The 12231-nt window shown below is 70.2% G+C and carries 11 protein-coding genes; 8 read left to right on the top strand and 3 right to left on the bottom strand.

Going from position 1 to position 12231, the window contains the following annotated elements; all coding sequences use genetic code 11:
• Positions 1-117: 117 nt before the first annotated feature.
• Positions 118-720 (bottom strand): hypothetical protein, encoded by a 603-nt coding sequence (locus AB0M73_RS27445; RefSeq protein WP_363895946.1) that lies wholly within the window; start codon positions 718-720, stop codon positions 118-120.
• Positions 721-825: 105 nt separating this feature from the next.
• On the opposite strand from AB0M73_RS27445, the gene AB0M73_RS27440 reads away from it, so the two are divergent.
• Entirely contained in the window at positions 826-1584 is a 759-nt protein-coding gene (locus tag AB0M73_RS27440; protein WP_363895943.1) for an NYN domain-containing protein, read from the top strand.
• Positions 1585-1663: 79 nt separating this feature from the next.
• On the top strand, positions 1664-2236 hold the full coding sequence (locus AB0M73_RS27435; protein WP_363895940.1) for a dihydrofolate reductase family protein: 573 nt from the start codon (positions 1664-1666) through the stop codon (positions 2234-2236).
• Between the two features lie 8 nt (positions 2237-2244).
• Here the strand turns inward: AB0M73_RS27435 and AB0M73_RS27430 are convergent, their stop codons facing one another.
• Positions 2245-2769 (bottom strand): dihydrofolate reductase family protein, encoded by a 525-nt coding sequence (locus AB0M73_RS27430; protein WP_363895937.1) that lies wholly within the window; start codon positions 2767-2769, stop codon positions 2245-2247.
• 107 nt (positions 2770-2876) lie between these two features.
• Here AB0M73_RS27430 and AB0M73_RS27425 point away from each other — a divergent pair, with 107 nt between their 5' ends.
• The 3 genes from AB0M73_RS27425 to AB0M73_RS27415 all read left to right on the top strand — a co-directional run bounded on the left by AB0M73_RS27425 (position 2877) and on the right by AB0M73_RS27415 (position 5500).
• Positions 2877-3461: a TetR/AcrR family transcriptional regulator gene (locus AB0M73_RS27425; RefSeq protein ID WP_363895934.1), complete on the top strand. Its 585-nt coding sequence runs from the start codon at positions 2877-2879 to the stop codon at positions 3459-3461.
• 136 nt (positions 3462-3597) lie between these two features.
• On the top strand, positions 3598-4503 hold the full coding sequence (locus AB0M73_RS27420; RefSeq protein WP_363895931.1) for a GNAT family N-acetyltransferase: 906 nt from the start codon (positions 3598-3600) through the stop codon (positions 4501-4503).
• A 256-nt stretch (positions 4504-4759) separates the two neighbouring features.
• On the top strand, positions 4760-5500 hold the full coding sequence (locus tag AB0M73_RS27415; protein WP_363896143.1) for a 3-oxoacyl-ACP reductase family protein: 741 nt from the start codon (positions 4760-4762) through the stop codon (positions 5498-5500).
• A gap of 537 nt (positions 5501-6037) precedes the next feature.
• On the opposite strand, the gene AB0M73_RS27410 is transcribed toward AB0M73_RS27415, so the two are convergent.
• Complete coding sequence (locus AB0M73_RS27410) at positions 6038-7150, bottom strand: Glu/Leu/Phe/Val dehydrogenase dimerization domain-containing protein (RefSeq protein ID WP_363895928.1); 1113 nt, start codon at positions 7148-7150, stop codon at positions 6038-6040.
• A 134-nt stretch (positions 7151-7284) separates the two neighbouring features.
• Between AB0M73_RS27410 and AB0M73_RS27405 the strand changes: the two genes are divergently transcribed.
• The 3 genes from AB0M73_RS27405 to AB0M73_RS27395 are packed head-to-tail and all read left to right on the top strand — an operon-like array spanning position 7285 to position 12131.
• Positions 7285-8838, top strand: a complete 1554-nt coding sequence (locus AB0M73_RS27405) for an aldehyde dehydrogenase family protein (RefSeq protein ID WP_363895925.1) — start codon at positions 7285-7287, stop codon at positions 8836-8838.
• A gap of 3 nt (positions 8839-8841) precedes the next feature.
• Positions 8842-9999: an acyl-CoA dehydrogenase family protein gene (locus AB0M73_RS27400; protein ID WP_363895922.1), complete on the top strand. Its 1158-nt coding sequence runs from the start codon at positions 8842-8844 to the stop codon at positions 9997-9999.
• Positions 9996-12131: a thiamine pyrophosphate-dependent enzyme gene (locus tag AB0M73_RS27395; protein WP_363895919.1), complete on the top strand. Its 2136-nt coding sequence runs from the start codon at positions 9996-9998 to the stop codon at positions 12129-12131. Before AB0M73_RS27400 ends, AB0M73_RS27395 begins: the two co-directional genes overlap by 4 nt.
• Positions 12132-12231 lie beyond the last annotated feature (100 nt).

The following is a 12231-nucleotide window of genomic DNA, read 5'->3' as shown; positions in this document are numbered from 1 at the left end:
AGGAGATGCGGCAGGCCATCCAGGGCCACCTCGACGTCATGTGCGAACGCGGGGAGCCGCTGCCCAGCCCGAGGACGGTCATCGCGACCACCGTCGACGCCGCCTGAGCCTTCGGGGTCACTGGTCCGGGTCGGGGCCGATGAGGTCGATCAGGGGTAGCGCGGCCAGGTCCTTGGCCGGCAGGGCGCGGGCGGCCTTGAGGACGCGTTGCTGCTGCTCGTTGATGCGCTTGTCGAGCAGGCGGGTCAGCTCGTAGGCGAGGGCGCCGGTCTGCCGGACGGTGACGTCGTCGAGGACAGCCTGGTCGACCGACGTGATGGCGATGCCGCCGACCTGGCCGTCGGCGGTTTCGGCGGCGCCGACCTCGAAGCGGGCGCGGGGGTTGAGGGCCTCGGAGGCGTAGTGCTCGCGCAGCTGGCGGAGCAGCTTGTGCCATTCGAGGACCTCGCCCTTCAGCGGCAGGCCACTGACGTCTTCGTCGGTGAGCCTGCCGCCGCCCGCGTCGGCGAAGCAGCGGGCGTACGACAGCGTGGCCGTGGTCCAGACGCCCTCGATCACGATCGAGTCGGCGTCGTCGTCGGCCAGTTCGGCTACCAAACGCTCGCAGCAGCGCAGCACGGTCTGGAGGTCGTCGAACACGGCGACCATGTCCGCCAGGGCCAGCGCCTCCGCGCCGGCGATCCGGCGCACGGTGCTCGGGTGGCTCGACTCGGTGCTCATGCGGCGCTCCTGTCCCCGTGCGAGCCTCTAGCCTAGGTCGGTGCACAACGGCCGGACGTCTCATGTTGAGACACCGTCCACCTGGGACTGAACGGGGAGCGCGAGATGGCCGTGACCAGCGAGAACACCGCGAAGTTGGCGGTGCTCATCGACGCGGACAACGCGCAGTCCTCGATCATCGAGGCCCTGCTGGCCGAGGTGGCCAAGTACGGCACCGCGCACGTCAAACGGGCCTACGGCGACTGGACGGGCACCAACCTGAAGGGCTGGAAGGACCACCTGCTGGCCCAGTCGATCCAGCCGATTCAGCAGTTCGCGTACACCACCGGCAAGAACGCCACCGACGCCGCCATGGTCATCGACGCCATGGACCTGCTGTACTCCGACCGTTTCGACGGATTCTGCATCGTCTCCAGCGACTCCGACTTCACCCGCCTCGCCGCCCGGCTGCGCGAGTCCGGCCTGACCGTCTACGGCTTCGGCGAGCGCAAGACGCCCAAGCCTTTCGTCGCCGCCTGCGACAAGTTCATCTACGTCGAGAACCTCGCCTACGCCGAGAGCACCGCCGCCCCCGCCGAGGCGACCGCCCCGCGCAAGACCGCTCCCCAGCTCAAGGGCGACGCCGCCCTGGTCACCCTGCTCCGCGGCGCCGTCGAGGCCGCCTCCGACGACGACGGCTGGGCCTCCCTGTCCGGCGTCGGCAACATCGTCACCAAGCAGCGCCCCGACTTCGACTCCCGCACCTACGGCTACTCCAAGCTCAGCGACCTCGTCACCGCCACCACCCTGTTCGAGGTCACCCGCCGCAGCTCCGGCGAGGGCAAGCCGGCCACCGTGTACGTCCGAGACCGCCGCCGCGGCTGAACTTGGCTCGAAGTGTCGATCGTGGCTGCTCTCGTTCGACGCAGTGACGACCGCACTTCAGACAGCCAGGGAGCACCCCATGCGTAGGACACCGCTGCGGCTCTACATGTCCATGTCGGTCGACGGGTACATCACCGGACCGGACGACCGCCCGGGCCAGGAGCTCGGCCGCGGCGGCGGGCGGCTGTTCGACTGGCTCGACGACCGGATGTCCGAGGGGATCAACGGGCAGGTGTACGCCGAGGCCGCGTCGACCGGCGCCGTGATATCCGGACGCCGCACGTTCGAGCTGGCCAAGCGCTGGAACGGCGATCACCACGACGGCGTGCCCATCAACGTTCTGACCCACACCATCGACCCCGACGACGCGCCCCCCGGCAGCGCCAAGTTCTACACCGACGTCAACGCCTGCGCCGACGTGGCCCGCGAAGCGGCGGGTGATCGAGCCGTGCTGGTCCATGGCGCGGGTGCGGCCCAGGCCCTGCTGGCCGCGGGCCAGCTCGACGAACTCGAACTGCACCTCGTCCCCGTGCTGCTGGGTGGCGGGCGGCGGCTGTTCGAGCCGACCGGCCTCGGCCACGTCGAGCTGGAGCCCGTCCGCCGTCTCGAAGGCCGCAACGTCACGCATCTGCGTTACCGCATAGCGGTTTAGCCACCAGGCTAGGCGCGCAGCGAGTAGACGATCTCCACCGAGCCGCCGGGCAGGCCCCGGGAACTTTCGTAAGTCAGTGCAGTGGCGGGATCCAGCGACTCCGTCAGCCGCATCCCGGCGCCGACCATGAACGGCAGCACCACCAGTTCCAGCCGGTCCACCGCGCCGAGTGCGCGGAAGGTCTCGATGGTGCTCGGGCCGCCGACGAGGTGGACGTCGCGGCCGGTGTTGTCGGCGCGCAGCCGCTCCAGCAGCCGGCCGGGGTCGTTGTCGAAGACCACGTCGTCGGGCGCGCCGGGCGTGCGGTGGGAGCCGAGCACGTACACCTTCAGGTCCGGCCACGGCCAGCGGTCGGCGGTCAGCGCGGGCTCGAAGGTGGTGCGGCCCATCACCACGGCTTCGCAGCCGGCGATGAATTCCCGGATGCCGTGGCTGCCGGGACCGTGGGCGGGATCGATCACCTGCGGCGGCCACCCGTCCGGCGTCGTCACGTAGCCGTCGGCGGTCACGCACTGGCGGGCAATGATCTGCATCGGACGCTCCTAGCGAGACGGTTCGTATCGTCTCGCAAGAGAGTGCTCTCTGGCGAGCCCGGTGTCAAGACGAGACGTCTCTTCTCGTCTCGGGGTAGGATCGCTGCATGAAGTCGCCGAACGCCGCGCGCCGCAGCCAGCGGGCACACCGGGCGATCCTCGAAGCCGCCTACGAGCTGGCGCTGGATCGTGGGCCGGCGAAGGTGACCATCGACGCCATCGCGGCCCGGGCCGGCGTCGGCAAGCAGACCATCTACCGGTGGTGGCCTTCCAAAGGTGCGCTGCTGCTCGACGTGCTCGCCGACGCGGTGGGCGCGGTCAGCGAGATGCCCGACACCGGCGACGTGGTCGCTGACCTCACGACGCAGATGACCGCGGTCACCGACCTGTTCCGTTCGGATTTCGCCCGCTTCTACACGGGCCTCATCGCTGAGGCGCAAGCGGATGACGCGGTGGCTCGCGGTCTGGCCGAACAGCTCGTCGACCGCGCTGAGGGACCGCGGCGTCAGCGCCTGGAAAAGGCCCAGCGGGACGGACAGATCCGCGCTGATGTCGACATCGCCGCCGCGGCGGAGGCCCTCTACGCGCCGCTGTACTACCGGTTGCTGCTGCGCACCGCTCCGCTGAGCGTCGACCACGTGCACGCAGTGATCGACGCGGCTCTCAGAGGGGCACGGCCCAGCCCCGCGTGACGCCCCCTAGGCGGCGCCGGCACCGTCGTCGAATCCGGGACAGCACAACAAGTTCCCCGGTGGTGCCCGCACGACTCGCGGCAGCAGAGCGCATTCACGGTTGTTCGACACTCCCGCCGGATGCCAGTGTGCCGGGGTGATCCTGCGGCCTGCGACCAACGACGACACCCACGCCCTGCTCGCCCTCTACCGCGCCGCCGACGTGGCCGAGGTCGGCCGACCGGAAACCTCGGCCGCCGACATCACCGACCTGCTGCATGCCCCCGGCCTGACCCTCCGCACACGAAGCCTCGTCAGCGTCGAGGACACCGCGATCACCGGCGTGGTCCTGTGCCACCCCGCGCCGCAACCGGGACAACTGCGTGTCCAACTGCGCGTAGCGCCCGGCGACACGGCCACCGCCCTCGCCCGCATACTCCTGGACGCGGTCCACCACTGGAACCTCACCGACCGCGCCACGTCGAACAGTCCCGTGACGCTGTTCCAGCTGCCCCGCTCCCCCGCCACCCCAGCGCTGCGCTCCGCGGGCTGGACCAAAGTCCACAGCTACACCAGGATGATCGCCGACCTGACCGACCACACCGCCACACCACCGCCGGCCGACGTACGCGTGTGCCCCGCGACCTCTCGTGCCGACATGGCGACCATCCATCACGTCCTCGAAACCGCCATCGCCGGCCACTGGAACCACCACCGACGCGACTTCCAGGACTTCCTCACCGATCAACAACAACGCGACGGCCACGACACATCGTTGTGGCTGCTGGCCGAATCGGCCGGCAACCCGGTCGGCGCCGTCATCGCCCGCGCACCGGCCGACCGCGCCTGGATCGCCTGGCTGGGAGTACTGCCCGCGGCACGCGGCCGCGGCATCGCCACCGCCCTGCTCGGATCCGCCTTCACCACATTGCGCGACCGCGGGCACACCACAGTCGGCGTCGACGTGGACACCCACAACGACACCCACGCCGTCGCCGTCTACGACCACGCCGGAATGCGACCCATCGGCACAGCCGACCAGTGGCGCGCCAGCCACCCCTGACACGGCAACCAGGACGGGACTGTCGGCACGCAGGGCGAAGACCCGCGCGACCCTGTCGTCGCGACAGGACCACCCTCAACTCGGCATGAGCGGACGTCAGCAGCACGATCTGCGGCATGTGCGGATGTTCACCCCCGCACGATCGGGAGCAGGCTGCCAGCAGTCGCCAGCCACCTGGCCGTTCGTGGTGACACGAACGCGATGTCCGATCACCGCCAGACAAGCCATGACGAGGACGGCCAGGCTGTGCGACGTGATCAAGACACTTGAGGGCAAGGCCGCGCTGGTCACCGGCGGCGGTCGTGGCATCGGCGCGGCGGTTGCCCTGCGCCTGGCCCGTGACGGCGCCGATGTGGCGCTGACCTTCCACCACAACCAGCAACGCGCCGACGACGTGGTCGAGCAGATCAAGGCGATGGGACAACGGGCGCTGGCCATCCAGGCCGACAGCGCGGATCCGGAGGCACTGGTGCGGGCAGTGGACCGGACAGCCGGTGAGTTGGGCCGGTTGGACATCCTGGTGAACAACGCCGGCGCGTTCCTGCTCGGGCCGTTGGAGCAGTTGACCCTGCAGGAGTTCGAGCAGACCATCGCGATCAACGTCCGCGCGCCGTTCGTGGCCTCGCAGGCCGCGGTCGAGCACATGTCCGGCGGCGGCCGGATCCTCACCATCGGAAGCAACATGGCCGAGCGCGCGGTGTTCCCCGGATTCTCGTTGTACTCGACGAGCAAGACCGCGCTCATCGGCCTGACCAAGGCACTGGGCCGTGAACTGGGACCGAGGGCGATCACGGTGAACCTGATCAACCCCGGCCCCACCGACACCGAACTCAACCCGGCCGACGGCCCGAACGCCGAGGGGATCGCCGGCTTGACCGCCCTCGGGCACTTCGCCGTCCCGGCTGATGTCGCCGGTGCGGTGGCGTTCCTGGCCGGTCCGGACGGCCGGTACGTCACGGGGGCGACGGTCACCGTCGACGGCGGCTTCAGCATCTGACCGAAGCCGTCGCCCAAGCAGCGGAGGACGGTTCTGGCTCGCCGACCGTGGTGGGCCAGAACCGTCGATGGTCGCAGCGTCGAACCTCGAACGCCCTCAACTCGGCACGAGAGCGCGTCGCTTCGGACCGTGGGCCATCCTGGCGTGCCACAAGAAGCCTGACCGGCCGGCTTCGCCGCCATTGCCACCGCGGCTGCCGTGCTGGCGCTGCAGCCTCGGGAGCTGTTCTTCGACCGGGCCGCCGCACGGCACCCGGCGTTCCAGGTGTGGGCATCGGCATGCAGCTGTGGACCTTACGCGCAGAGGTGCCGGCACAGGCCGATCGGCGCTGGCGAAAGTCCACAATGGAGCTAATTGGGCGGATGACGATCGGGCTGTCGCCGATGGACAGCTGGCGCTGCACAGGCTGCGGGAAGAGTGCCAAGCCAACCGTGCCCGCGGCCTGACGCGACGGCGCCAGGTCACACCGGGCTATGCGCAGCCTGCGCCCTGCCCGAAACCGTATTTCGGTGTGACGCTGAGCGGGACTCGCGGGGGTTAGGACGGCAACTGGCCGCGGAGGTGCATGGCGGTGTGGACGCGGGATTGGGCGAGGGTGCGGGCGGCGGTGTGGGGGGTGGTGCCGGAGGTGGCGGCGGCGTCGAGGACGGTGACGGCGTTGGCGCGGAGCTTGGTGGAGATGGTGGCGTAGATGGCGGCGGGGTCGGGGCGGAAGGGGGAAAGGCGGGCGTCCATGGCGTAGGCGGCGGCGACGACACCGCCGGCGTTGGCGATGAAGTCGGGCAGGACGGGGATGCCGCGGGCGGCGAGAACCTGCTGCGCCTCAACGGAAGTGGGCATGTTGGCGCCCTCGACGACGAAGGAGCAGGAGAGGCGGGCGGCGAGGGAGGCGTCGATGACGTCCTGGAGGGCGCAAGGGGCCAGGACGTCGGTGGGGATCAACAGCTCGGAGCCGAGGGGCAGATGCGTGCCGCCGGAGTACTCCAGCACGGCGGAGTCGTCCGAAACAGCCAACAACCGGCCGAGGTCCAGGCCGGCAGGATCGTGCACCGCGCCGAGGGCGCTCGACACCGCGACGACAACCGCGCCCAGCTCGGAGAAGCGGCGGGCGGCGGCGCGGCCGACGGCGCCGAGGCCCTGGATGACGACGCGGCGGCCGGAGAGGGGGAAGACGGCGTCGGTGGCTTCGGCGACACCGAAGCCGGTGACGCCGAGCTGGTCGTAGGGCACACCACCGAGTTCGAAAGGGGTGCCGACGGCGGCGCCACGGGTGCGGAGCTCGTCCTGGACGATGGCGGCGTCCCGCTCGGTGAGGCCCATGTCGAGGCCGACGACGTACTCGCTGGGGATCTCGTTGGCCAGCAGGCGGACGAAGGCCCGCAGCGCGGCCTCCTTGGACGAAGACGCAGGGTCGAAGCGGATGCCGGCCTTGGCGCCGCCGAAGAACAGGTCGACGCCGGCCCATTTCCAGGTCATGACCCGGGCCAACCGGGCGACCTCGGTGACCGACAGGTCGGGGCTCATCCGGGTGCCGCCCTTGCCCATGCCCCGCGCGGTGTTGTCGATGACCAACACCCCGCGCATGCCGGTCCGCGAGTCGGACACGCAGACGACCTTCTCGGGACCCCACTCGTCCATCAGCTCGAACATGGACTCCACGCTAGCGACGTGCAGGAGGAACAGGGCTCTGGGATCCGAGCTACAGCGCTACTGAACCTCAATCCCATCAGCCCGAGCCCTCGTGGAGTTGGCGAAGCGGCAAGCGGTTGGCCAAGGTAGAGGCCATGCAGCACAAGTGCGCCTCCGTCGTCGCCGGCCACCCGCGGGCCGACGGCACCGTCCTGTTGTCCCGCAACCCCGCGAACCTCGACGACGTGGTGGCGGAGGTGACGCTGGGCGGCCCCGAGACCTTCGTCGACGCCGCGAGGGCCGCCCGCAGCGCCCAGCCGGCGTGGGCGAAGATCCCGGCCCCGGTGCGCGGCCAGGTCATCGCCCGGCTGGGACGGCTGGTCGAGGCGAACAAGGCGGCGCTGGCCCGGCTGATCACGCGGGAGATCGGCAAGCCGTACGCGGAGTCGCTGGGCGAGGTCCAGGAGATCGTCGACACCTGCGACTTCTTCCTCGGCGAGGGCCGCCGCCTCTACGGCCAGACGGTGCCGAGCGAGATGCCGGACAAGCAGCTGTTCACCTTCCGCGTCCCGGTCGGCGTCACGGCGATCATCACGGCGGCCAACTTCCCGGCGGCGGTGCCGTCCTGGTACCTGGTGCCGGCCCTGCTCTGCGGCAACACGGTGGTGTGGAAGCCGGCGGAGCTGGCGGCGGCGGTGGGCCAGGCGCTGGCCGAGCTGGCCTGGCGCGCGGGCTTGCCCCAGGGTGTCCTCAACCTCGTCCAGGCGGACGGCAAGGCGACGTTCGAGGGCCTCGACCAGGCCCTCCGCAACGGTCTGGTCGACAAGGTCGGCTTCACGGGCTCGACGGACGTGGGCCGGGCGATCAGCGAGCTGTGCGGGCGTCACCTCCAGTCGCCGTGTCTGGAGCTGGGCGGCAAGAACCCGCTGGTGGTCATGGCCGACGCGAACCTGGACCTGGCGGTGGAAGGCGCGCTGTTCAGCGGCTTCGGCTCGGCCGGTCAGCGCTGCACGTCGCTGGGCACGGTGTTCGTGCAGCGGGAGGTGCACGACGAGTTCCTGAGCCGCTTCAGCAAGGCGGTGGAGGACGCGGTCATCGGCGATCCGAGCCAGGATGTCCTCTACGGCCCGCTGATCGACACCCGCTACGCGGAGCGGTTCGAGGAGTACCTGAAGCTGGTGCAGCCGCACCACACGGTGCACGGGTCGACGGGCACCGGCCGGATCACGGATGCCAATCCCCGCAAGGGTTTCATCGGCCACGCCGAGCAGGGCATCTTCGTGCATCCGACCATTGTGGACGGCATCACCAAGGACGATGACCTGTACCGCAACGAAACCTTCGGCCCGCTGGTCGGTGTCGGCGGTTTCGACACGTTCGACGAGGCGGTGGAACTGGCCAACGGCCACGGTTACGGCCTGTCGGCGGCGATCTACACCTCCGATGCCAGCAATGCCTTCCGGTTCCGCGAGCGCTGCCGGGCCGGCATGGTCAGCGTGAACAACTCGACCTCGGGCGCGGAGGCGCACCTGCCGTTCGGCGGCAACGGCCTGTCGGGCAACGGGAGCCGGCAGTCCGGGGTGTGGGTGCTCGACCAGTTCACCCGCTGGCAGTCGATGAACTGGGACTACGCGGGCAAGCTGCAGAAGGCGCAGATGGACATGGTCGAGCTGCCCGAGGCCGACCTCGCGTTCCGACTGGAGGGCTGACGCATGGACCCGCTCGACCTGCTCGGCGTCGCGGACGGCTTCTCCGACGAGGAGAAGCTGATCCGGGACACGGTGAGGCAGTTCGTGGACGCGAAGGTGCGACCGAACGTGGGCCGCTGGTTCGCCGACGGCACGTTCCCCCGGGAGCTGGCGCCGGAACTGGGCGAGCTGGGCCTGTTCGGCATGCACCTTCAGGGCTACGGCTGCGCCGGCGCGAGCGCGACGGCGTACGGCATCGCCTGCATGGAGCTGGAAGCAGTCGACAGTGGACTGCGCAGCTTCGTGAGTGTGCAGGGATCCCTGGCCATGACGGCGATCCACAAGTTCGGCTCGGAGCAGCAGAAGCAGGCCTGGCTGCCGAAGATGGCCAAGGGCGAGCTGATCGGCTGCTTCGGCCTGACCGAGTCGGACTTCGGCAGCAACCCGGCCGGCATGCGCACCACCGCCCGGAAGACCAACGGCGAGTGGATCCTCAACGGCGGCAAGCTGTGGATCACCAACGGTGGCATCGCCGACGTCGCCGTGGTCTGGGCGCGGGCCGAGGACGGCATCCGGGGCTTCATCGTTCCCCGTGACACCAAGGGATTCACCACCCGGGACATCAAGGACAAGCTGTCGCTGCGGGCATCGGTCACCTCGGAGCTCGTCCTGGACGACGTCGTGCTGCCGGAAGACGCCGTGCTGCCGGACAGTCGCGGGCTCAGGGCCCCGCTGTCCTGCCTGAACGAAGCGAGGTTCGGCATTCTCTGGGGCGCCGTCGGCGCGGCCCGTGACTGCTACGCGACGGCCCTGAACTACGCCAAGACCCGCGTGCAGTTCGACCGCCCGATCGCCGGATTCCAGCTGACGCAGCAGAAGCTGGTGGAGATGGCGCTGGAGCTGGAGAAGGCGTTCCTCACAGCGGTCCACATCGGACGGTTGAAGGACGCGCACAAGGCGGAGACCGCGCACGTCAGCTTCGGCAAGCTGAACAACGTGCGAGCGGCGCTGGAGATCGCTCGACAGGCCCGCACCATCCTGGCGGCCAGCGGGATCACCACCGAGTACTCGGTGCTGCGGCACGCCAACAACCTCGAGTCGGTGCTGACCTACGAGGGCACCAGCGAGATCCACACGCTGGTGCTGGGCGAGGCCATCACCGGGATCGGCGCATACCGTTGACGGAACAGGTCGACGAGCACTTCGTCGAGGCGCTCAAGGCGTTGTCGCCGGGTCGGCGCCCGGCGACGACGCTCGGTCCGCAGCTGCTGGAGATGTTCGAGGCCCAGCTGGGCAGCCGGCACGTGGACCTGGCCGCCCGGGAGTTCCGGGCCCGCGGCCTGGGCTACTACACGATCGGCTCGTCCGGTCACGAGGGCAACGCGGCGGTGGCGGCGGCGCTGCGGCCGACGGATCCGGCGCTGCTGCACTACCGTTCGGGTGCGTTCTATCTCCAGCGGATGGCCCAGCTCGGCCGTAACGGCCTGCGGGATGTGCTGCTGGGCATGATGGCCGCGACCGATGAGCCCATCGCCGGCGGCCGGCACAAGGTGTTCGGCCACCACGACGCGGCGATCATCCCCCAGACGTCGACGATCGCCTCGCACCTGCCCCGCGCGCTGGGGGTGGCGTTCGCGATCGAGCGGGCCCGCAAGCTCGGGGTGCCCTCGGCGTGGCCGGACGACGCGATCACGGTGTGCAGCTTCGGCGATGCCTCGGCCAACCACTCGACGGCCGCCGGCGCGATCAACGCGGCCGTCTACACGGCGTACCAGGGACTGCCGGTGCCGCTGCTGTTCGTTTGCGAGGACAACGGGATCGGGATCAGCGTGCCGACGCCACGGGGTTGGATCGCCGCCGCATACGGCTCGCGCGAGGGCCTCCGCTACTTCCAGGCCAGCGGGTTCGACCTGGTGCAGACGCGCGAGGTCGCCATGGCGGCGGCGGAACACGTGCGGCGGCACCGGAAGCCGGCGTTCCTGCACCTGTCGACCGTCCGGCTGATGGGGCACGCCGGCTCGGACGCCGAGGTGGCCTACCGCAGCACCTCCGACATCGCCGCCGGGTTGGCCCGGGATCCCTTGCTGGGCACCGCCGAAACCCTGATCGCGGCCGGGGTCCTGACGCCGGCCGAGGTGCTCGACCGGTACGAGGCCAAGCGGGCCGAGGTCCACCGGCTCGCGACAGAAGCGTCCGAACGGCCGCAGCTGGACAGCGCCAAAGCGGTCATGGCGCCGCTGGCGCCGCGCCGGCCGGCGCGGGTCGAAGCACGCATCGACAAGCTCTCGTGGACCGAGCCGCTAACGTTCGCGCAGTCGGTCAACCGGACCCTGGCCCAGTTGCTCGACCAGTACCCGAGCCTGTGCGTGTTCGGGGAGGACGTGGCGCGCAAGGGCGGCGTCTACGGTGTGACGCGGGGATTGCAGAAGCGGGCCGGCGCCGGGCGTGTGTTCGACACGCTGCTCGACGAGCAGTCGATCCTGGGGCTGGGTCTCGGGCTCGGCGTCTCCGGCCTGCTGCCGATCCCGGAGATCCAGTACCTGGCGTACCTGCACAACGCCGCCGACCAGCTCCGGGGCGAGGGCGCGTCGCTGCCATTCTTCTCCAACGGCCAGTACCGCAACCCGATGGTCGTGCGCATCGCCGGCTACGGCTACCAGAAGGGCTTCGGCGGCCACTTCCACAACGACAACGCGATCGCCGCGCTGCGGGACATCCCCGGCCTGGTGATCGCCTCGCCGTCCCGGCCGGACGACGCCGCGGCCATGCTGCGCACCTGCGTCGCCGCCGCCGACGTCGACGGCACGCTGTCGGTCTTCCTGGAACCCATTGCCCTGTACCACACCCGGGACCTGCACGACGACGGCGACGGCGGCTGGCTCGCCCCCGCGCCGTCGGAGCACGTGCCGATCGGCCGCGGCCGGGCCTACGGCGACGGCACGGATCTGACGCTGGCCACCTTCGGCAACGGCGTCCGGATGAGCCTGCGGGTGGCCCGCCGGCTCGCGGCCGAGGGCGTCGCGGCCCGGGTCCTCGACCTGCGCTGGCTGGCTCCCCTGCCGCTCGACGACCTGCTCCGCGAGGCCGCCGCCACCGGCCGTGTGCTCGTCGTGGACGAAACCCGCCGCACCGGCGGCGTTTCCGAGGGTGTGATCGCCGCGCTGAGCGACGGCGGTTTCACCGGGATAGTCCACCGGGTGGCGAGCGAGGACAGTTTCATCCCGCTCGGCGAGGCCGCGCGCACCGTCCTGTTGTCCGAGGAGTCCATCCACGACGCCGCGATTTCCCTTACGTCACAACAACCGCACCCCTGACGTTCGCCGATCGGCGATGCAGGGAAGGACGCCTTACCCGCGTTGAACGAGGGTAAGGCGTCCTTCCCTGCATGCGGGGCGGCGGTGTGAGGGGTGCCAC

Source organism: Kutzneria sp. NPDC051319, assembly GCF_040682195.1.
In the GTDB taxonomy this organism is placed as follows: domain Bacteria; phylum Actinomycetota; class Actinomycetes; order Mycobacteriales; family Pseudonocardiaceae; genus Kutzneria.
The sequence above is the reverse complement of the archived record's forward strand: the minus strand, read 5'-3'. Positions and strand labels throughout refer to the sequence as shown.